Source organism: Aequorivita capsosiphonis DSM 23843, from assembly GCF_000429125.1.
GTDB classification, from domain to species: Bacteria; Bacteroidota; Bacteroidia; order Flavobacteriales; family Flavobacteriaceae; genus Aequorivita; species Aequorivita capsosiphonis.
This window is the reverse complement of the sequence record NZ_AUBG01000007.1, coordinates 47,623-70,295: the sequence shown is the minus strand read 5'-3', so window position 1 is coordinate 70,295 and position 22,673 is coordinate 47,623. Positions and strand designations below refer to the sequence as shown.

Here is a 22,673-nt window from a genome sequence, read left to right as displayed (position 1 = left end):
TTAAATTTAAAACACTTGGGAAGAACTTAGCAAGACTGAATCCTAACGATTTAATCTTTACTATTTTTCTTCTTAAACTTCTCAAAAGCCCCAAGTTCTTTCTGTTTTGGCCAAGAATTGTTTGATGTGTCAATGTCGGCTGTTTCTTGGTTTGGATCTACTTCTATTTTGATGATTTCTTTTTCTGAAGCAATAACTTTTCCAACCATCGCATCATTTTTACGCCATATTTGTGGTGGATAAACAATGCTTTCAGATGTTCCATCCTTGTAGGTGAATTGCGCTATTATCGGCATCGGGATTCCGCCCAGTTTTTCAAAAGTTACTTTATAAAAGTAATTGGGACGTTTTAAATTCGCTCTTTCTGCAAGTGGAATATTCTCACTAATATAATCTTTTAGCGTTTGGACTTCATCAAGATTAGACACTATCTTACTTTCATCAAAATCTTCACTGTCTTCCTCAACTAAATACACTATTGCTGGCAAATCGCTTTCAGAAATTCCACGAGCGGTCATCTTCTCATTCATCTCTTTATTCATTTCTGAAGTTACGTAGAATTTCTTAACATCCTTCACGCCAATATCTACATAATCTGTAGTGTAAAACCATTCTCTCCAATACCAATCCAAATCTACTGCTGAAGCATCTTCCATCGTTCTGAAAAAATCTTCTGGGGTTGGGTGTTTAAACATCCAGCGATGGGCATAAGTTTTAAAAGCAAAGTCAAAAAGTTCACGCCCCATTATGGTTTCGCGAAGAATATTTAAAGCAGTTGCAGGTTTTGCATACGCATTTGATCCAAAATTATAGGTGTTTAATCCCTTGGTCATAATCGGCGCCAATTCCTTTTGATCGCCAGCCATATAATCCACTATGTTTTTTGCGGGACCTCGGCGGGAAGGGTATTTTTTATTGGGACCAATTGCATCGGGATAAGCTTCCCCAAAATCCTGTTCGGCCACATACTGTAAAAAGGTGTTTAAACCTTCGTCCATCCACGTCCATTGGCGTTCATCACTGTTTACTATCATGGGGAAATAGTTGTGCCCCACTTCGTGAACTATCACGCTTATCATTCCAAATTTTGTGCGTTCACTTATAAACCCATCTTTATCTGGACGTCCGTGGTTCCAGCAAATCATCGGGTATTCCATTCCTTGATTTTTTGCACTTACGGAAATAGCTTTTGGATACGGATACTCAAAAGTCATTCTGGAATAGGTTTCTAAAGTGCTCGCCACGGTTCTTGTGGACCAATCTTCCCATAACGGATTTGCTTCCGGTGGATAGAGCGAAACGGCCATAACAGAACCACTTCCCATTTTCACAGCCATCATATCCCAAATATATTTTCTAGAACTTGCAAAAGCGTAATCACGGACATTATCAGCTTTAAACCTCCACGTTTTTTTTGCATTGGAAAAATTCTTTGCTGCAGCCTCCGCTTCGGCTTGGGTAACAATCATAACAGGTTTATCGAATGATTTTTGAGCCGCGTCGTAACGATTCATCATTTCCTTGGTGAAAATTTCCTTTCTATTCTGAAGGGAACCCGTAGCATCCAAGATATGATCTGCAGGAACGGTAATACTTACATCGAAATTTCCAAAGGGCAATGCAAACTCATCTCTTCCCCAAAACTGACTATTCTGCCATCCTTCAACATCATTATAAACCGCCATTCTTGGATAAAACTGTGCAATAACATAACCACGATTACCATCTTCAAAAGTTTCATAACCGCTTCTAGCGCGATCCACCACGTGGCTGTTTATGTTGTACCACCATTTAATTGAAAAGACAAATTTTTCGCCAGGCTTTAAATTTTTCGGCATATCCACCCGCATCATCGTTTGGTTGATTGTGTGTTTTAACAAGGTTCCCTTCGCATCTTTAATCTCCAAAATATTAAAGCCACCATCGAAACCATTTTCCATATAATTTTTCACAAAGCTTCCAGCCATTTCTGTAGGCGAAGTATTATTGGACTCAATTAAAGGTGACTTGGAATCTTTCGATCTTACGTTTTGATCTAGCTGCACCCATAAATACTCCAGCACATCGGGCGAATTGTTAGTGTATGTTATGGTTTCAGATCCGGTGATTTTCTTGTTCCTATCATCCAATTCAATATCCATCACATAATCTGCCTGTTGCTGATAATAGTTTGGACCTGGCGCACCACTTGCAGTTCTGAACATATTTGGCGTTGAAAACTCTTCGTAAAGTTGTTTAAAACGATTTTGATTATAATGTCCTGGATCTCGTTGGGTAGTCTGGGTTTCATCTTGGGCTAAAACTATTCCGGAAAAAAGGAAAAGTGCAGAGAGGAATACTAATTTAAATAATTTCATTTAAAAAAATTTATGAGTTTGGCTGTTTAAAAGTTTAGAAGCTTAACTGTCTAGGCTTAAAACTTTAATATGCCGCTGGGTTCGTCTTTATCAAGAATTAAACTTCGGCGACTTGTTGATGTCTTTAAGTGAATGATATTTTGCTGCTCAGGAAACACCTCCATCAACACTTTGTTTTCAATTTCAATAGTTTTTAGTTCTTTCACGTCCGTAACTTCCATATATGCGACAAGCATATCGGTATCGTATTCTTTGCCTATATAATTAAGTTGAACTGGTTTGCCGTTTACTTTGATCTTGATCTTTTGGAGAATATATTTCTTTAAATCTTCAACTGCAACTTCGGTTTCCTTTTTTGTATTTAATGAAATTGTAGGATCATACCGTTTCCGAAGCGCATTCTCCATATCATCAGTAAAAATTTTCGTGATTATTTGAATGGAATTCTTCTCCTTTACGTATTCAATTTTAGTAATGCTCACGTAAAACTTATGTGCAGATGTGGCCGAAACCAAGGGGAAAAAAAGTAATAAAATAAAAATTCTTAAATACCTCATATTAAAGTCGGAAGCCGCAAAGGTATGTTACAAATTTTTAAATTTAAAAGTATCAACTCGAAAGTTCATATTTTCCGTCTCGATATAACCGCTCAGAAGAAGAACTTCTTATTCACTGCGTTTTTTGTATTCTTTACTTTTTTTCATAAGAAACTCCATCAGCTCCATCTCGTTCTCTGGCTTTAACAAATTCTGGTCAAGACCATTTTCTTGGGCGTAAAAAAGAAAATCAACCGCCTTATCTTCGGGAATATCGAAGTTGGCTGCAATAAAATCCTTGCTAAAACGCTGTTGGATATTGTTGCTTACCAAGGCCTGATTCCGTTCGCGCTCCGCAATCGATATCTTTTTTCCCTGCGGAAATAACAACTGACCAACCCCGCCCAAAATAGCCAGAACATCTGCGCCATTTTTTATAGTGTGATCGTGCAAAGCTTCTTCTGCAGCATTTCCAGAAATGGATGTTTTATCATCCGGTTTAAAATTATAGTCATATTCCATGGCTGCATAACTCAAGTCCCAATCTTTTGTCACATTATAGGTGGGAATCTTTTTTACATCTACGTTTATATTCCCCGAAAGATCATACGGCCTAACCACTACCTCTTCCAGTTGGTTTACAGCAGGATTCAAGAAAATATTCAAAAGTTTTCGCTCTACAACCCCCTTATCCACTATAACAGTAAATGATTGATACTGTAGCGCGGTTATTTGTATGCGATCGTTTTCAGCTATATCAATTTCGAAACTCCCATAGGCATCTGTGATGGTTCCTTTTTGAGCGGAGATATTATAAACTGAAATACCTTCGGCGTCTTCGCCCTGAGGCACGTGAATTTTCCCAATAACTTTAGTGCGATCAATATCTTGCGCCAGCAACATTGGGGAAATAGCGATAAATAGTAGAAGTAGTAGTTTTTTTGTCATTCACTAAAAATACGGATTTGTTTTGTTACTGAAAACTTAAATCTTCCAATTTCAATAGTTAAATTTACATTTTGCATAAAACCAAACTCTTGAGGCATGAAAATAGCCGATGGAAAAACATAAAATCAATGAAAAACTTATTAGTAGCAAGCACTAGCACCATTTTCGGCGGCGAATATTTAGATTATCTAACGGAAGAAATGGCCAATCTCTTTAAAGATACCGAAGAAGTAATCTTTATTCCTTATGCTCGCCCTGGTGGAATAACCCACGATGAATACACAACAAAAGCAGCGCAGGTATTTAAGAAAATTGGTAAAAAGCTAATCGGATTGCATACATTTAAAGATCCAGTTATAGCTTTGAAGAATGCAAAAGGAGCTTTTACCGGCGGTGGAAATACCTTTGTGTTGGTGAGTGCGCTTTATCGTTTAGAATTGATGCAACCACTTCGCGAAGCTATCTTTAACGGATTGCCATATATGGGAACCAGTGCTGGAAGTAATATTTGTGGAGTTTCTATGCAAACCACGAATGATATGCCGATAGTCTATCCGCCATCGTTTAAAACTTTGGGAGTGATTCCCTTTAATTTAAACCCACATTATTTAGATCCAGATTCCAATAGCAAACATATGGGCGAAACTCGCGAAACCCGAATTGCAGAGTTCCACACCCAAAACACTATTCCAGTGGTCGGACTTAGAGAAGGAAGTTGGTTGCGCGTAAAAGGAGATGAAATTATTCTTAGAGGAGAACTTGAAGCCCGCGTTTTTGAACAAGGGAAAGTACCGTACGAGATAGAAAGCGAAACGATTCTAATTTTTTAAATAATCGCTGACAGTTGAAAGTATCCAAAATATATTTACTTGACAGTTATGAATTAATGAATTCCGTTTTCAGTCTTACATCATATGTCCTTTAGCGCAGCGGTCTTACGTCTTTTTTAACTCTTTCACAAAATGATACCCCTTCGCCACAAAACCTTGATTGTAAAAAAACTTATGCGAAGGAAAATTGTGTACATAACTATTTAATTCAATCCAATTACAAGATTTTTCCGTGGCGTAATCGCTCACAAATTCAATTATCATTTTCCCAATGCCGTGACTGCGGTAAGAATCGTCAATAATAACGTGATCCATTTCCAAGCTACGACCAGCATAATGCCTTGTTTGAAACCATAAACCACAAATACCTATTAATGAATCGGCATTATAAACGCCGAGACATTCATAATTTTGCTGCGTCATTTCCTGTAGTCGCTCCTTTAAAATCGCTTCAGAAACTGAATAATTCCCCAGTTTTTGCAGAAGTGGAAGAATGCTAAATATTTCCTTGGCTTCAATAATGCGGATTGAAATGGCGTTATCTTTCAAATTAATAGTAATTTTAAACTTCACAAAACAATTTCAATGAAGCGTAACGAATTTATTAAAATTTCTGGTCTTGCCGGAATAAGCTTGGCTATTTTTCCACATTTTTCTTTTAAGGATTTTTCCGAAGAATTTACTCGTAACCAACTTCTTGGGAAAGGAAATCCAGATATCATTGGCGATACCTACACTTCAAAAATGAATAAAACCACGAAGGAAGCATTTAACAAGATGAAAGCAGCGGCTGCAAAGGATAATATAAAGATTGAAGTTGTATCTTCATACCGCAGTTTTCAGAGACAAAAAGAAATTTTCGAAAGAAAGTACAAACAGTTTACTTCTCAAGGTCTTTCTCCCGAAAAAGCAATTGATAAGATCATTGAATATTCCACAATACCCGGAACCTCAAGACATCATTGGGGAACAGATTTAGACATTATAGACGCCAACGCTCCACGCCCCGCAAATGTATTGATGCCTGAAAACTTTCACGGAAACGGACCTTACTGTGATTTTAAAGTGTGGTTAAATGAAAACGCCGAAAAATTCAATTTCTATGAAGTTTACACCGACAATGGCAACCGCAAAGGTTTTAAATATGAGCCTTGGCATTTCAGTTACGCGCCAGTTTCAATCCCAATGTTAAAGGAATACGAGGAAAAAATTGACGTAAAGAAGATGCTTTCCGAAGAAAAATTAATGGGGAATGAGCATTTTTCAGATGAATTTATTTCGAAGTATGTGAAAGAAAACATTATGGATATTAATCCGAAATTGCTGCCATAAATGGATTCAATATTTAAAATTCAAGGTTCAAGACTCAGTGTTCAGTGTTCAGTGTTCAAAAATAAAAAACTTTGCGACTTAGCGTCTTTGTGAGATTAAAATGTTAATCATAGTGGTTGATAGATTTCGTAAGCATACCAATAAACTTCTTAACTCATAAACTCTTAAACTCCTAAACATTTAAACTCTTAATCTAAAATCCCACGAAGCCTTCGTATCTTTACAAAATGAATAAAAAAGTCCTTTTAATGATCCTTGATGGTTGGGGAGTTACGCAGGATCCTTCTGTTTCTGCCGTTGCCCAAGCCGATACGCCTTTTCTAGATTCCCTTTATAAAAAATATCCGCACGCCCAGTTGCTTACGCACGGGATGAATGTTGGGCTGCCAGACGGACAGATGGGCAACAGCGAAGTGGGACATATGAACCTTGGTGCGGGTAGAATTGTTTATCAAGACCTCGCCAAAATAAATATGGCTGTGGAAAATGGCACCTTAAACAGCGAACCTGAACTGAAAAAAGCCTTTGAATACGCAAAGAGTCATAATAAGAAAGTTCACTTCTTGGGCCTCGTTTCTAACGGTGGAGTGCATTCACACATGGAACATCTAAAAGGTTTGCTTACAGCCGCTCATAATGAAGGACTGGAAGATGTTTACGTTCACGCTTTTACAGACGGCCGCGATGTAGATCCACATTCTGGAAAAGGTTTTATTGAAGATTTGCAAAATCATATGGAAAAAACTGGCGGAAAACTGGCTTCAATCATTGGTCGCTATTTCGCTATGGATCGCGACAAACGCTGGGAACGCGTTAAAAAAACTTATGATCTTCTACGCTTCGGAAAAGGAAAACCTTCGCACAATGCTATAAAAAGCATCGAGGAAAGTTATGCCGAAGGAATTACCGATGAATTTATCGAACCGATTGTTATGACCAATTCTGAAGCCGTGCCTGCCGGCAGGCAGGGGAAGCCAGTCGCAACCATAGAAAGTGATGATGTGGTAATTTTCTTCAACTTTAGAACCGATCGCGGGAGACAACTTACGGAGGTTTTGACACAAAAAGATCACGCAGATTTTGGAATGAAAACGCTTCCACTTTATTTCGTTACTCTTACTAATTATGATGCTTCCTTCGGAAACATTCACGTGGTTTACAAGAAAGAAAACCTACACGACACCTTAGGGGAAGTATTGGAAAGAAATGGAAAGAAACAAATCCGAATTGCGGAAACAGAAAAATATCCTCACGTAACCTTCTTCTTTTCTGGCGGAAGGGAAATTCCTTTTGAAGGTGAAAAAAGAATCCTTTGTCCATCTCCCAAGGTAGCAACATACGATTTAAAACCCGAAATGAGCGCTTATGATCTTCGGGATATGATTTTACCAGAAATTGAAAATGAAACTGCCGATTTTATCTGCTTAAATTTTGCAAATCCTGATATGGTAGGCCATACCGGGGTTTTTGAAGCAGCTGTAAAAGCTGTTGAAACAGTAGATAACTGTGCGCGGGCAATTGTTGAGCAAGCTTTAAAAAGCCATTATGTAACATTAATAATTGCCGACCACGGCAATAGCGAAACCATGCGCAATCCAGATGGCTCCCCTAATACCGCACACACAATAAACCCGGTTCCTATTATTGTTGTTGACAATGAAATTAAAGCCGTTAGAAATGGAATTTTAGGAGATATCGCTCCTACTATCCTCGATATCATGGGGGTAGAAAAACCCGAGGTTATGACGCAGGAATCTTTGGTTTAATCCATTGTGACCGCAATCAATATTAAGCATTCTGGTCAATTTAAAAACGCTAATTATGGGTAAGAAAATAATCAAACTCTTTTTAAGACTCGCAATATCGGCAGGATTCTTATCAGCCTCTGCTGATCGATTCGGTTGGTGGCCACAAGATGTTTCGGTTTGGGGAAATTGGAACAGCTTTTTGGAATATACCGAAATATTAAACCCTTGGTTCCCAATATCTTTTATTCCCACATTGGCAATAGCTGCTACCGCTCTTGAAATAATTTTCGCACTGCTTCTATTAATTGGATACAAAACAGAGCTTATCGCAAAACTCAGTGGATTCCTTTTATTGCTCTTTGCCATATCCATGACTTTTTCGACCGGGATAAAGGGCGCTTTCGATTATTCCGTTTTTAGTGCTTCCGCAGCAGCTTTTGCCTTAGGCTTTATGAAATTCAAGTTTTTGGAATTGGACTCTTTCTTAAAGAAAAAAAATAAATATCATAAATATTAAAATAGAAAAATGAACAAAATACTCCTGATTATCGCTACAATTACAATGGTAGCCTGTAATTCTTCCAAAGAGAAAAACAAAGCGGAAATGAATAATCCTGAAATAACAACAGCCGATTCTGAAAACCCAAAGGCGAAAGAAATGAATAATACCATTCCCTATGAAGAATCTGTAATGCTTATTGGAAAATCCAACCGCCAAGGGCTGCAAATGGATCCTTTTAAAGACTGGTTCAATCTAAGTTACGAAGGTTATAAAGCAGACCCAGAAACCTTAGAAATATTAAAACCACTTCTTAAAGATGTTTCTATTACAGTCTTTATGGGTACTTGGTGTGAAGACAGTCAGCGGGATGTTCCACATTTATATAAGATTCTAGACGATGCAGACTTTGATGAATCTAAACTCACTTTAATTAATGTTTCCGAAGATAAAACCATGCCGCAGGATTTAATAAAAGAACACGATATTTTTAACGTTCCAACAATTATCTTTTATAAAAACGAAAAGGAATTAGGCAGAATAGTGGAATACCCAATTGAAACTCTTGAAAAAGATATGCTGGCCATTTTAAGCGGAAAAGATTACAAGCACGCTTACGCCGAATAATCCATTGGCATCATTATAATTCTTTGTAATTTTGCAGCTTGAAAAAATATGATGATTGGAGAAACCTTAACTATCGCTGTCGATTTTGATGGAACCATCGTGGAAGATGAATATCCAGGTATTGGCAAGCCTATTATATTTGCTTTTGACACCTTAAAAAAGTTGCAAAACAAAGGCCATAGACTTATACTTTGGACCTACAGGAAAGGTTCTGCCTTGGATGAAGCCGTAAAGTTTTGCGAAAAAAACGGCATTGTCTTCTACGCCGTAAACAGCAGTTTTCCTGAAGAAGAATTTGACACTTCCCTAAGTCGAAAAATACACGCAGATATTTTTATAGACGATCGCAATATTGGTGGTCTTAAAAGTTGGGGTGAAATATACCAAGAACTAATCGGTGAACCTGCGCCCGACCCTAAATATCAAAAGAAAGGATTTTTTTCCTTTTTAAAATAGCACGATGATAATACCAAAAACAAAAGACGAAATTGAATTGATGCGCGAAAGTGCATTAGTGGTATCCCGCACTTTGGGAATGTTAGCAAAGGAAGTAAGAGTTGGCGTAACAACCAATCAACTAAATAAAATGGCCGAGGAATATATTCGCAGTCAAGATGCAATTCCAGGTTTCTTGGGGTTATACGATTGTCCTTCAACCTTGCTTACCAGTGTTAATGACGCCGTGGTTCACGGTTTGCCAACAGATATCCCACTAAAAGATGGCGATATTGTAGCTATAGATTGCGGCGCTATCAAAAACGGTTTTTATGGAGACCACGCATATACTTTTGAAGTAGGCGAAGTATCTCCTGAACTTAAAAAGCTTTTAAAAATCACTAAGGAGTCACTTTATGTCGGTATTCGCGAATTTAAAGCTGGAAATCGCGTAGGTGATGTTGGTTATGCCATTCAACAATATTGTGAAGCACATGGCTACGGTGTGGTTCGTGAGTTGGTGGGTCACGGTCTTGGAACAAAAATGCACGAAGATCCCGAAATGCCGAATTACGGGCGTCGCGGTCGTGGAAAGAAATTTATTGAAGGAATGACTGTTGCCATAGAGCCTATGATAAATTTGGGAACACATAAAATAAAACAATTAAGCGATGGTTGGACCATTGTAACGCAAGATGGACAAGCGAGTGCACACTTTGAGCACGACATCGCCTTGGTTGACGGCAAACCCGAATTACTCTCAACTTTTGATTACGTTTATGAAGCTTTGGGGATTAAGAGTGATGAAGAGAAGGAGTTTCGAAGCTAAAAACCTCTGCGCTCTCTGTGCCTCTGTGGTTTAAAGTTCACCACGGAGGCACAGAGGAACACAGAGTAAAAGTAAATCTGTTTTACAATTTGTTCAAAAAAATCCTAAATACCATTCCCCGTCCATTGCTCATTAGGTTGAGCATTATTGGTAGGCCTATTCTGGCATTTTTTCTAAGAGGAAATAAATATAAAGATCCTATAGACGAGAAATCCTATCGGAAATTTCTTCCTTATGGTTATGAAATTGTTCGTGAGAATGTGCTCTCCCCAGGAACGCTCTCGTTGGAGCGACACAGATTACTATGGCTCTATTTAAAAAATGAAACAGGTTTCTTTACTGAAAATTTAAAAGTGCTTCACTTTGCGCCCGAGCAGGCGTTTTATAAAAAATTCAGAAATATGAAAAATCTGGATTATACCACTACCGACCTAAATTCACCTATCGCCGATGTGAAAGCAGATATTTGCGATTTACCTTTTACGGATAATGAATTTGACTTTATAATCTGCAACCATGTTTTGGAACACATTCCAGACGACACCAAAGCGATGCTTGAAATCTATCGAATTCTTGCACCTGGCGGCACGGCTATTCTACAAATTCCCTATAAAGCGGATTTGGAAATTACTTTTGAAGACGACAGTATTACAGATCCTAAAGAGCGCGCCAGAATCTTTGGGCAATATGACCACGTTCGTGTTTATGGAATGGATTATTTTACCAAACTCGAATCTATTGGCTTTAAAGTCGCTGCAGTAGACTATACCAACACACTTTCCGAAGAAGAAGTTGAAAAATATAGACTGCCGAAAGGAGAATTAATTCCTGTTTGTAAGAAATAACTTATCTAATTATCCGTATATTAGTCCTCAATGAAATTAAAATTACTTTTCTTTTTATTAGGGTTCACAAGTATCGCAATCGCGCAAAATCCCAATGATTGCGTGAATGCAATTACTATATGTGGGGATTCGAGTCTAGGAATTGATCCTGATGGAATTGGCTTTGATGAGTTTTCATTGCCCGGCAATGAAGTTCCTCCCTGTTATTATTTTGACCAACATACCATTTGGTTTAAGTTTATAATTGTTGAATCGGGAACTTTTACCTTCGATCTTATTCCCGATAACGGGGAGGATGATTATGATTTTGCCATATATGGACCATCAGTTACCTGTACCACTTTGGGAGCCTCCATTAGATGTTCCAGTACAAATCCGCAAGAAGCGGGAGTTCCTGCTGCAACCGGGCTAAACATGGATGAAACTGATACCGAGGAAGGTCCCGGAGAAGATGGCAATGGTTATTTAATGTATATAGACGCCACGGCTGGTGACACCTATTATCTTTTGGTGGATCGCGCAGTAGGCTCCGGCCCTTTAAGCTTATTTTATACAGGAACCGCAAAATTGCCGGCTCCAGTGGTTGCCAACCAAGCTGAAAATATGGTTAACTGCGAAACAGATACTAATCCAGACGGTTTCACTGACTTTAATCTTGAACTACAAACCAGCGCCATCATTGGTTTACAAACCGATGCTACAGTTACCTATCACGAGAGTCTAAACGACGCCAGTATTGGGATAAACCCACTAACAAGCCCTTATACCAATACCGAAAACCCGCAAACCATATTCGCGCGTATTCAAAGAACAAATGGTTGTACCGATTTAACCACCTTCACCATTGAAGTAGGCAGCCCAGAGTTGATGAATCCTGAAGATGTGGTTTTTTGCAACTACACTTCCACTGTGCTTTATGTTTTAGATTCAATAATTCCTGAGGTAATTCCAGATCCAGAAGGCTATGTTTTTAGTTATCACAACTCGGAAGATGATGCCAATAACAACGTAAATGCAATAGGAAGAAGTATAGAGTTAACTGAAACACCCAACACCATATACGTTCGGGTAACTGATGAAAACGATCCGTTGTGTTTTGCTGTTACTTCCTTTGAAGGATATATAAACAGAATTAAACTCGCCACAGCGCCTGAAGGTTTCGTGGAATGTGACGACGATTTCGATGGCCAAATCACCGTAAACCTCCAAGACATGGATCTTGAAATTCGCAACGGACTTTCAGCGAACGATTTCCAAATTAATTATTACACTTCTATTGAGGACAGGTTGAACGGAACCAATCCCATTTCTGGAAGTTTTCGAAATACCGAAAATCCACAGACCATTTATGTAAACATGCTAGAAACTGACTCAGGGTGTTTTGATTATACACAATTTAACATTGTTGTAAATCCATTGCCGATACCAACATTCAGTCAAGACTTATATTACTACTGTCTAAACGCTGATGAACCACTGGAAATTTCTGTTCAGGGAGGGTTTCATTATTATACCTGGAATACGGGCGAAGAAGGAGTTAACTTAAACAAGATTCTCGTAGATACTCCTGGGAATTATAATGTTACAGTAACAAACTATTACGGATGTGAAAACAATGTGAGTGTAGAAGTTCTTCCTTCCAATATTGCCACGATAACTGGTATAAAAGTTATTGACTTTAGCGGGTTCAATAATTCAATTGAAATAATCGTGGAAGGTCCAGGCGATTATGAGTACGCTCTCGGCAGCAATGTATATTATCAAGACAGCAATATTTTTAAAGGACTTAAGAATGGTTATTACACGGTATACGTTCGTGATAAGCGCGGTTGTGGCGTAGTTTCACAACAAGTTTTAGTATTGGATTATCCGCGTTACTTCACCCCAAATAGTGATAATTACCACGATTACTGGCAGTTCATTGGGATGAATGAATTTCCAGATGCTAAAATTTATATTTTCGATCGTTTCGGAAAGTTATTAAAGCAAATTTCACCCACTTCCAAAGGCTGGGATGGTACCAACCTTAAAGGGAAACCTTTGCCTTCAAGCGATTACTGGTTTACCATAGACATTAAGGATAGGCCGCAATACAGAGGCCACTTCACCTTAAAAAGATAGTTTATTTTGGCATGGCTCTCTTAAAGCCTTCGGTAATAAAAACTTGATCTTGGTTTAAAGAATCGGTGTAAGTTAAATAAGCGTCCACATTCGGCAAATCTTTCAATAACTCTTCTGACTTTTCCAATCCTAAAGCCATAAATGAAGTTGCATAGGCATCTGCTTCGCCACAAGTAGCGGCTAATACTGTTGCACTCGTTACATCACTTTGTTCCGCCGAACCGGTTAACGGGTTTAAGGTGTGTACATATTTCTTCCCAGTTGCTGAATCAATCCGGAATTTCCGGTAATTACCTGAAGAAGCCATTCCCACATTCTTAAGTTTTACAGTAGCGGCAAAACTTCGATCGTCTAGCTCAGAAGTTACCGTTTCTATACCCACTACCCATTCTTGATGTTTTGCAAGGTTTTCCCCTTTAGTAAGGATTTCACCTCCCAATTCAATCAAATAATCCTTCACACCTTCTGACTCTAAATAGCGTCCCAAACAATCGATTCCGAAACCTTTTGCTATTGCATTAAAGTCAAAATACATTTGAGGATATTCTTTTGAGATTGTTCCATCATTATTGAGTTTTACTTTATGAAAACCAACATATTTCATCAGGGAATCTAGCCTTGTACTATCTATATTTTTTAATGGCTTTACATCACCAAAACCGTAAGCATTACGCAGAACGCCAATGGTTGGGTCAAAATATCCATTTGTTTCTTTATTGATTTTGGAAGAAATCTCGAAAACTTCTTTAAATATAGAGTCTACCACTACGGTAGAATCTCCCCTATTCACTTTAGAAATATCGCTGTCTGGTATATATGTACTTACAGAATGATTTACAGCTGCAATAACGGAGTCTAACCCTTTTTGGAAGTTGACATCGCTCTTGGAGTACAATTGAATGTTATAGGTAGTACCAAATGCTTCTCCTTGAAAAAATTCAGGTTCGGGCTCATTGCTTCCACAAGAAGCAAATAGGAAAATCAATAAAAGCGATAGATATTTCATAGTACCATAGTTTGACCGCAAAGGTCTTAAAGTTTGGGAAGATTAAGGTAAAAACGAACAGTAGTCATTGGAGAATAATTAATGGATTTCCTGCAAACCTTTATAGACCATGGTATATGGTTCATCTCTTAAAACTGCTTTTCCATAATCATCACCGTGACCAAGCCCCACACCGGCATAATAGGTTTTTGCTTCAAATTTATCGGCGTGCTCCTTAATGGTTTGCATTAATTCAGGATCATAGGCGTGCGCATCTTCAGGAAAACTAATGGCTCGCACAATTACAAAGTGGAGCACTTTATCTTTAAGGGCAACAAACTGAGGGTCTCTTTTTAGCTTTGAATTGACTCCAAGAAATTCGTATCCATCGGCTTCCAGCTGTTTCCCTACAATGTTCATCGCAAGATTGTGAAGTTCTTGCTTATTTAAATTTTTATCCATAAGAAGCGTCAAAATTACAGAATTTTAGATTTATTCTTTCATCTTTCAATAAAAATAAACCGCCTTTGTAATTACAAAGGCGGTAATTATTGTGAAGCTGCTTATTCCTATTAATCCTTAATAATCCTTTTGGTTAAAGAACCTTCTATAGTGTTTATTTTAACAAAATAGACAGCTGATTGCAAGGTTGATAGATCTAGTGAATACTGACTACCATGGTAATCTACAGCCATTAAACTTCTACCTCGAATGTCGAACACTTCAACAGAATTGATTGTAGCATTTGGCGATAGAATAGTTATATATGCCTTGGTTGGGTTTGGCACTAAGCTAATAGTTTCAAGCAGATTTCCTGAAGCACCCAGAACTGTTCTCTTGAATGCAAGCACGAAACGATTGTTTTGGGAACCCGCTGTGGTCTTGAAAGTATAAGTTGAACTATTTAGATTATGAACCTTATTACTAACTTTGTCAATTAAATATACTTGTACATCTGGCCAAACAACTCCATCGGTATTGCTTATAGATATCTCATACTCTTGGACTTCATCTACTTGGCTAACAAACCCCAATGGAATTTCCTCATAATTGTTAATTATACTTCGGCCTTGAATAGCAAGTTCTTCACCAGTATTCAATTTTGAATAAAGACTCAGTGGTGTAGCCAATCTTTTTGCATCATATTTAGCGTCATAAGCATCCACGGATTGTTCAGAAAAGCTAACCAGCATACCACTGCTTAATCCATAAGTTTCATTTGATACGTTTAGCCAAATGCGATTTCTGTTTTCTACTTCTCTTCTATAGGTATCGTTATGGTCTGTAACGCGCATATCGTTCTTGAACTTAACCGTTCCAGCGTTGGTTGCTTTGAAACCAAAACCTTGTCCTGAAGCAATATAACCATCGGGAGTTGTTGAGGTTCCAGGATCGTTTGCAGCTTTCACACCTCCAGAACTATTGAACATAGAGATATCGCCCATATCAAAGTTAAAGTTATTATATCCGGGATAGCTTGAAGACGCAGGTGTTAAGTGCTCCCAGAAATAAACTGTGTTAACCATATCGTTATCCAAATCTTGAATAAACTTAAGTGCATCAATTGCTGAAGCATATGGGTTGCCAACAATATTTGGACTTGAGTTTTGATCAATATGAAAGTCGACAGCATAATTAACTTCACCATTATTGAGCGTTCCTTGTGTGTAGTTAAAGATATATGAACCACCTACATATAGATCTGGTTGCGGATATACTAAATAACCTTCACCAGCATTAATGCTCCCTGAGTAGTTTAACCAATCATCACCATTATCATCAGCAAAATTTTCTGCTAAAGGATATGCAGCCGCTACATCTGGGTTCGGAAAAAAGTTTGTTGTAATATGCCTTTTCAACAGAATGGAAGCGTCATAGACTCCAGTTCGGGTTTCAGCTGTCATTGGGCTACCTAAAACCATAAAGGAACGAGGTGCAAGCGTAGGCGTTACTTTACGTACCGTAATGCTTCCATTATTTGTAACTGTTGCGTTATCATCTACCTGAACGAGGCTGCCTTCATGATCTATAAACAAGGTGCCATCCACCTTAATATTTCCATCGATTTTAATATAAGAACTCGCAGGTACTGTAAGCGTTCTACCAGCTTTTACCCAAAGGCTGCAACCTTCAAGTGAAGCCGTTGCTGTGCTATAATCTGCATCTATAACGACCGTATTCCCTGAGGTAGGAACACCATTACTCCAACCGGAACTTGTTAAAGTTGTAATGGGACCACAACCAAAAGCATCTACCAGGCCAAAGTAATAACTACCATTTGCCTTTCCTAAGTCGGCCACAAGCATTTTATTGTCCGGTCCAAAATTGAATACAGTAGTTGTTGCACTTTCAATAATTTCGCCATTAACTTCGTGGCCTATAACTAAATCGCTACGGTCTTGACCAGTTGCAGTTTCCCAGCCAATAATTTCAGCGTCAGTAAAATAAAAGCTCATTTTTGTATCTCCGGAGGTAATATTATTAGCACTAGTAATTATAAACCGCTTATCCATTACACGGTTGTTACCTGTACTACCGTTATAAGACTGAGCGCCTGTTCCAGCTCGATCTACGGCAATTGTGGTACAGCCATAATCGTCTGCATTATTATTCTCTATGGCTACCATAATTTTGCCTGTTACCGCATCTGTTGCATATGCCGTACCAACACCATAAAGATTTATATTCGCTGCAGTAGCTGTATTTATAGCTGTCTGTACCTCTGTGTTTTTTGTTGCAGAGACCCGTATATTGTCCACGGCCAAACCATAAGCCCAACCACCGCCGTCGTTATATTTAAAGCGAATTGACACTGCTGGATTATTTATATAAGGTGTAAGATCTATAGTTACGTCATTTACCCAAGGCGTTGACGAATTTCCAATATTGGAAAGAGGTGCCAAAGTATTATAAGGGCCCGCCGTACCATTTATTGAAATTTGCACCTCAGCTGTTTCTGAACCAATATCTGAAAATGCATGATCAAAAAGAAGTGTTGCATCTATATATCCATTGAGGTTAAAAGAATCTGTCCACAAAAGATCATTACTTTTATTACAATTGCAAGCATCATCATTTGTAAACGCAAATAGAGATGCATTACTGTTTGATATAGTCCAATATGCACTAGATGCAGTTGCTGCGTCACCCACAGCCCAATCTGTAGCTGAGCTACTACTTGAATCGGTTTTGTAGGGTGCTGTTTCAAAATTTTCTGAATAAACATCAACTACTTGAGTGGTAGCAGCGGCAAAATCGTCGTTTAGTATAGTAAAGGTTAGGCTGCTTCTGGCTGGATCGGCAAAAGCATCGCCTCCGTTCGGGTCAACAGCTAAATCTATTACAATAGTTTCATCAGTTTCCAAGAATGAATCGCTACCAATACGAAGTATCATATTTTGTTCAGTAATTAAACCCGCTGGAAAAGTAACAGTAGGTGTCATTAAAGTGAAATCTGAACTATCTGCGCTACCTCCTGAAACAGTAAAGCTTACCGTAGCGTCTTGTGAAGCGGCAATTGCAATATTAAGTGGAATTGAAACATCAATAAAACCACAATCCGAGCCTTCAAGAGAACTTTCTGTTGTGCTAATAAAACCAATTGCTGGAACGCACGAGTTTACAAATACGTCTCCAACTCCAACAGCGTGCCAGGCATTTGTAACAGCCTGCACTTCAAAAGAGCAATTTCCATAAAGATCAGAAGCTGCTTGTATAGACCCGATTCTTGCATCTATATATTTTGAATTAGCAGAAAGATAGAGATTAAGAGTTCGAAATGCAATTGCAGATGCTTTTGCCATTCCGATACTTTCAACATAAAAGTCATCACCATTGTCATTTGTACCAGCGCCACCTACTACGCTTAAATAAAACCAATGATTTATAACGCCAGAGTTGGTATGCACTCCACACTGGTCATTACTCTGTGTTGGAATACAACCATTTGAGGCATCGATCCAATAAGTACCCATATATGTATCTGGTTGACCTAATAAATTAGGATCGCTCATAGATCGGAGCGCGGCGGAACCAGGTCTTCTATCAATTTCTTCTCCTACCAGCCATACATTCGGATCGGGACTAGTATCACTGCCATTTCCCTTAGCGAAGTGCTCAATGGCAGCACCCCAAATATCTGAAAAACCCTCATTCAACGCTCCAGATTCCCTAGCATATACAAGATTTGCAGTATTTGTAGTAACGGCATGACCAATTTCGTGCCCAGCAACGTCTATTGCGGTAAGAGCATCAAAACCATTACAACCTTCAGACACACAAGTGCCATCTCCATAGAGCATAGTGCTTCCATTCCAATAGGCGTTATTTACACTTGGTCCATAATGCACCCAACTGTTTATTGTCGCTCCAGCATTATCATAACTATTTCTACCATGTATCTCCATCCAATAGTCGTAGGTTTTTTCTGCGCCCCAATGAGCATCCATACTGGCATTATCTTTAGCGTTATTGTCAAATTCAGCAGCTGTCCAATTGTTATCGGCATCTGTAAAGTCGGTCAGCGTTGAACCATAAGTTTCATTAGCGTTAAAAGTGTGTATGCCATTGCCACGTGTTTCGTCTTTTAAAATAAAACCAAGACCCCCAGAGCTAGTAGTAATATTTTGAGAACCACTATAACGGGTATCGGCCGTTCCAATTGCCAATATGTTAGGAGTAGCAAAACTAGTTTCTAATTGGCTACAGTATTGTGATTCTGTTTGTACTGTTGCAATAATCGTTAGAGGTTCAATTCTATCTACAGCGTGTTTTATAATTGCATCAAATAACAAGACTTCTCCTGTATTTGCATCTATAAACCAATAGCCACGACTTACGGGTTGGGTTGCGTAGATGTCAAATTTATAAGCCAACTTATAGGATGTTTGCACCTTTCCGTTTTCTAAATCAGAAAATACTGGTAAAATAACCAATTCACCTTCTGGTTTTTGATAGTTGCTGGTTCTTGCGGCAATCTCAGGGAAGTCCCATAAATAATGCTCAGCATTAATGTGGGCAATCGCGAAATCAAATGCTCGAGGAGCGCTTATCGCTACCTGTGTAGAAAAATCTGAAGCAATCTGCCGATATTCAGAAGTAATGGATTTTACATTAGCTTGTTTTGAATGCAATTGTATCGTTCCATACTCCACCTTAATATTGTTGAAGTATTGCTGCATTTTTATATGGGTGTAACCCAAATTGTCTTGCTCAGTTTTTGTTTCCATGAAAGAAACGTTATCCGGAGCATTAAAAACCTCTTCAAATAATTGTTCCTTATTTTGAAGTGAAAACTGTTTCGAACTTTCTAAAATAATTAAACCATCATTTTGAGGAACAATGGTTGCTTTAGAAATCTTATTTTGGCCTACGGTCGAAAAAATTGATAGTAGACAAAAAATGCCTGAGAAGAACAGGCCTCTGTAAACGGGTAGATTGTTTTTCATAATAGTTTTTGGTTAGAGGTGAAGGTTGATAAAATATTAATTAGATTGTAATAAAAGCAATTTTATCTTGACATTAGACCGTTCTTTTGTGAGGAGTTAAGGAACAAATCTAGAACTTGAGGAGATTCTTGCTGATAAATTTAACTCATTAAACACTAATATACAAATGATTACATCGGAAATTACAAATAATTCAATAAATGAGTTACTCTAATAACAAATGATATTATAATAAATCCTCACTTTATGTTAATATCAAAAGAATGGATTGATATTAATGAATCGGAAAAAATATAAAATGTCATCAAAAAAAAATGCCCTTCATTTCTGAAAGGCATTTTTTAAAATTTTAGAATATCTCTATCCTCCAAAATCATCAAATCGAATATTCTCGTCTGGGATTCCGAAGTCTTCACCCATTTTTTGAACTGCTGAGTTCATCAATGGAGGACCACAGAAATACAATTCTATATCTTCTGGTGCGTCGTGAAGGTTTAAGTAATTATCAATCACCACTTGGTGGATAAAGCCTACAAAACCATCACCAGCCTCATCAGTTATGTCTGTTTTTACTTTCCAGTTATCTTCTTCGGCTGGTTCGCTTAAGGCTAAGTAAAATTTAAAGTTTGGAAATTCTCTCTCCAATTCTCTAAAGTGCTCTAAATAGAATAACTCTCTTTTTGAACGTCCACCATACCAATACGTAACCTTTCTACCAGTTTTAAGAGTTTTGAAAAGGTGGTATAAGTGCGATCTCATAGGTGCCATTCCTGCTCCACCACCTACATAAAGCATCTCTGCTTCGGAAGGATTTATAAAGAATTCACCATAAGGTCCAGAGATAACTACTTTATCCCCTTTTTTACAATTAAATATATAAGAAGAAGCAATTCCTGGATTAACCGTCATCCATCCACCCTTGGCTCTATCGAATGGCGGAGTTGCAATACGAACGTTCAACATAATTTCACGTCCTTCGGCTGGATATGACGCCATAGAATAAGCTCTTTCGGTAATTTCAGTATTCTTCATTACCAAAGGCCAAAGTTTAAATTTATCCCATTCGTCCTGAAACTTGTCTGGTGTTTCATGTTCCTCTGGGTGTGCGGTAATGTCCATATCTTCGAACTTTATCTCACAAGGTGGAATTTCTATCTGGATATAACCACCCGCCTTATAGCCCATGTCCTCAGGAATTTCAACTACAAATTCCTTAATAAAGGAAGCAACGTTATAGTTTCTAACCACGGTAGCGTCCCATTTCTTGATTCCGAAGATTTCCTCAGGAATTTGAATGTTCATATCCTGCTTTACCTTTACTTGGCAAGAAAGACGTACGCCATCCTTTAACTCTTTACGTGTAAAATGTGGAGTTTCTGTAGGAAGTGCTTCACCACCACCGGAAACAACGTGACATTCACACTGAATACAGGTTCCACCTCCACCACAGGCTGATGGAAGAAATATTTTTTCGCCGCTAAGCGTAGATAAAAGTGACCCTCCACTTTCTACTTCAATTACTTTTTCATCATTGATAGTGATTTTTACTGGACCAGATGGCGAAAGCTTCTGTTTCGTAAAAAGTAATAATGCAACTAATAGCAAAGTTAAGATCAAAAATGCGATAACCGTTACTAAAATTACTCCTAATGTACTTACTGCTAAAAACATACTATTGCTTCGTTATAGTTGAAACTTCAACCGTTTTCTCGGTTTCTATATTTTCTTGTTGAATCTCTTCTTTCTGGATGCCAATATTTTCAGGTTTACCTTCCAATGAAGTGCTGTCATCGTCACCACCTGTTAACATACCTCCAAAACTCATAAAGCCGATGGCCATCAACCCTGTGATAATAAATGTTATCCCCAAACCTCTCAATGCTGGAGGCACATTGGAATAACGAATTTTTTCACGAATGGCAGCAATCGCTAAAATAGCTAAGAACCATCCGATACCTGAGCTAATTCCATAGTTCAATGCCAACCCCAAGGTAGGGATTTCCCTAGATTGCATAAACAACGATCCTCCCAAAATCGCACAGTTTACAGCGATAAGCGGAAGAAAAATTCCTAATGAATTATAAAGTGAAGGTGAGAATTTTTCCACCACAATTTCTACTAATTGAACCATAGTGGCGATAGTAGCGATGAAAAGTATAAACGAAAGGAAACCTAAGTCATAAGAAGCATATTCTTCTCCCAACCAAACCAAGGCACCGTCTCTTAAAATATATTGATCTAGCAACCAGTTAATGGGCACAGTTACCGCTAGAACAAAAATCACTGCAGCCCCAAGACCAACAGCGGTTGTAACTTTTTTAGAAACAGCAAGATATGAACACATTCCAAGGAAGGTGGCAAATATCATATTGTCTATAAAGATCGATTTAAAAAATAACTCTATATGTTCCATTTTTTTGAGTATTCAGTTTACAGTTGCAGTTTGCAGTAGGACTGGCCCCTGCTACTGGCAAGTGCCAAGTTTGTTATTCTTCTATTAATTCTTTATTTCTTGAACGTTGCACCCAGATGATGATCCCAATAACAATCAATGCCATGGGGGAAAGCAACATAAAACCGTTGTTTTCATAGCCTATTGCATAAAGACCTGTTTTTGCGATAGGATCTCCTAAAACCTGAATTCCCAAAAGCGTTCCAGATCCTAAAAGTTCTCTAAAGAAACCAACTATTACAAGAATAAGTCCGTATCTTGCGGCATTTCCTATTCCATCTAGAAAAGAACGCCAAGGCCCGTTTCCTAAAGCAAAAGCTTCAAAACGCCCCATAATTATACAGTTGGTTATAATTAACCCAATGAACACAGAAAGTTCTTTACTTAGCGTATATGCAAAAGCCTTTAATACTTGATCCACAATAATCACCAAGGCAGCCACAACGATCAGTTGAACGATAATTCTAATTTTGGAAGGAATTATATTTCGCATTAGCGATATAACCACGTTTCCAACGGCCAAGACGGCAATAACCGATATTGCCATTACGATTGAAGCCTTTAGCTGAGCAGTAATTGCCAATGCAGAACAAATTCCCAAAACCTGAATGGTAATAGGGTTGTTATCCGCTAGTGGATCTAAAATTAACTTGCTATCTTTTTTTGAAAGAAGTGCCATATT

The 22,673-nt window shown here is 38.2% G+C and carries 19 protein-coding genes; 9 read left to right on the top strand and 10 right to left on the bottom strand.

The genetic code is table 11. From position 1 onward, the window contains the following. Positions 1-50: 50 nt before the first annotated feature. From G440_RS0106525 to G440_RS0106515, 3 genes are all read right to left on the bottom strand, one after another. Positions 51-2,357 (bottom strand): M1 family metallopeptidase, encoded by a 2,307-nt coding sequence (locus G440_RS0106525; RefSeq protein WP_026450571.1) that lies wholly within the window; start codon positions 2,355-2,357, stop codon positions 51-53. A gap of 56 nt (positions 2,358-2,413) precedes the next feature. Beyond that, a complete protein-coding gene (locus G440_RS0106520) occupies positions 2,414-2,914 on the bottom strand; it encodes a DUF6702 family protein (protein ID WP_026450570.1) in 501 nt (166 codons plus the stop codon). Between the two features lie 108 nt (positions 2,915-3,022). Further along, positions 3,023-3,841, bottom strand: coding sequence for a carboxypeptidase-like regulatory domain-containing protein (locus tag G440_RS0106515; RefSeq protein WP_026450569.1), 819 nt, complete (start codon positions 3,839-3,841; stop codon positions 3,023-3,025). Positions 3,842-3,969: 128 nt separating this feature from the next. Between G440_RS0106515 and pepE the strand changes: the two genes are divergently transcribed. Further along, positions 3,970-4,671 (top strand): dipeptidase PepE, encoded by a 702-nt coding sequence (gene pepE, locus G440_RS0106505; protein ID WP_026450568.1) that lies wholly within the window; start codon positions 3,970-3,972, stop codon positions 4,669-4,671. A 105-nt stretch (positions 4,672-4,776) separates the two neighbouring features. On the opposite strand, the gene G440_RS0106500 is transcribed toward pepE, so the two are convergent. Beyond that, positions 4,777-5,220, bottom strand: a complete 444-nt coding sequence (locus G440_RS0106500; protein WP_034259187.1) for a GNAT family N-acetyltransferase — start codon at positions 5,218-5,220, stop codon at positions 4,777-4,779. A gap of 36 nt (positions 5,221-5,256) precedes the next feature. Between G440_RS0106500 and G440_RS0106495 the strand changes: the two genes are divergently transcribed. The 8 genes from G440_RS0106495 (at position 5,257) to G440_RS0106460 (ending at position 13,107) form a co-directional block, all read left to right on the top strand. Beyond that, positions 5,257-6,003, top strand: coding sequence for a M15 family metallopeptidase (locus G440_RS0106495; protein ID WP_026450566.1), 747 nt, complete (start codon positions 5,257-5,259; stop codon positions 6,001-6,003). A gap of 227 nt (positions 6,004-6,230) precedes the next feature. Further along, on the top strand, positions 6,231-7,769 hold the full coding sequence (gpmI, locus tag G440_RS0106490; protein ID WP_026450565.1) for a 2,3-bisphosphoglycerate-independent phosphoglycerate mutase: 1,539 nt from the start codon (positions 6,231-6,233) through the stop codon (positions 7,767-7,769). Positions 7,770-7,824: 55 nt separating this feature from the next. Next, complete coding sequence (locus G440_RS0106485; RefSeq protein WP_026450564.1) at positions 7,825-8,268, top strand: DoxX family membrane protein; 444 nt, start codon at positions 7,825-7,827, stop codon at positions 8,266-8,268. Between the two features lie 9 nt (positions 8,269-8,277). Then, positions 8,278-8,877, top strand: coding sequence for a thioredoxin family protein (locus tag G440_RS0106480; RefSeq protein ID WP_026450563.1), 600 nt, complete (start codon positions 8,278-8,280; stop codon positions 8,875-8,877). Between the two features lie 48 nt (positions 8,878-8,925). Then, the gene (locus tag G440_RS0106475; protein ID WP_026450562.1) at positions 8,926-9,333 is read left to right on the top strand and encodes a BT0820 family HAD-type phosphatase; all 408 of its coding nucleotides are present in this window, start codon (positions 8,926-8,928) and stop codon (positions 9,331-9,333) included. Positions 9,334-9,337: 4 nt separating this feature from the next. Next, positions 9,338-10,141, top strand: coding sequence for a type I methionyl aminopeptidase (gene map / locus G440_RS0106470; protein WP_026450561.1), 804 nt, complete (start codon positions 9,338-9,340; stop codon positions 10,139-10,141). An 89-nt stretch (positions 10,142-10,230) separates the two neighbouring features. Further along, complete coding sequence (locus G440_RS0106465) at positions 10,231-10,986, top strand: class I SAM-dependent methyltransferase (protein WP_026450560.1); 756 nt, start codon at positions 10,231-10,233, stop codon at positions 10,984-10,986. Positions 10,987-11,016: 30 nt separating this feature from the next. Continuing rightward, positions 11,017-13,107 carry a T9SS type B sorting domain-containing protein gene (locus G440_RS0106460; protein WP_026450559.1) on the top strand — a complete coding sequence of 697 codons (2,091 nt, stop codon included), beginning with the start codon at positions 11,017-11,019 and terminating at the stop codon, positions 13,105-13,107. 1 nt (position 13,108) lies between these two features. Here the strand turns inward: G440_RS0106460 and G440_RS0106455 are convergent, their stop codons facing one another. The 6 genes from G440_RS0106455 to G440_RS0106430 all read right to left on the bottom strand — a co-directional run bounded on the left by G440_RS0106455 (position 13,109) and on the right by G440_RS0106430 (position 22,670). After that, on the bottom strand, positions 13,109-14,113 hold the full coding sequence (locus G440_RS0106455; RefSeq protein WP_026450558.1) for an FAD:protein FMN transferase: 1,005 nt from the start codon (positions 14,111-14,113) through the stop codon (positions 13,109-13,111). 78 nt (positions 14,114-14,191) lie between these two features. After that, a complete protein-coding gene (locus G440_RS0106450; RefSeq protein WP_026450557.1) occupies positions 14,192-14,554 on the bottom strand; it encodes a hypothetical protein in 363 nt (120 codons plus the stop codon). A 110-nt stretch (positions 14,555-14,664) separates the two neighbouring features. Further along, positions 14,665-19,539 carry a M4 family metallopeptidase gene (locus G440_RS20600; protein WP_051285192.1) on the bottom strand — a complete coding sequence of 1,625 codons (4,875 nt, stop codon included), beginning with the start codon at positions 19,537-19,539 and terminating at the stop codon, positions 14,665-14,667. A 360-nt stretch (positions 19,540-19,899) separates the two neighbouring features. After that, positions 19,900-21,210, bottom strand: coding sequence for an NADH:ubiquinone reductase (Na(+)-transporting) subunit F (gene nqrF, locus G440_RS0106440; protein ID WP_026450556.1), 1,311 nt, complete (start codon positions 21,208-21,210; stop codon positions 19,900-19,902). A gap of 1 nt (position 21,211) precedes the next feature. Then, positions 21,212-21,952 (bottom strand): NADH:ubiquinone reductase (Na(+)-transporting) subunit E, encoded by a 741-nt coding sequence (nqrE, locus tag G440_RS0106435; protein WP_026450555.1) that lies wholly within the window; start codon positions 21,950-21,952, stop codon positions 21,212-21,214. A gap of 73 nt (positions 21,953-22,025) precedes the next feature. Further along, positions 22,026-22,670 (bottom strand): NADH:ubiquinone reductase (Na(+)-transporting) subunit D, encoded by a 645-nt coding sequence (locus tag G440_RS0106430; RefSeq protein WP_026450554.1) that lies wholly within the window; start codon positions 22,668-22,670, stop codon positions 22,026-22,028. Positions 22,671-22,673 lie beyond the last annotated feature (3 nt).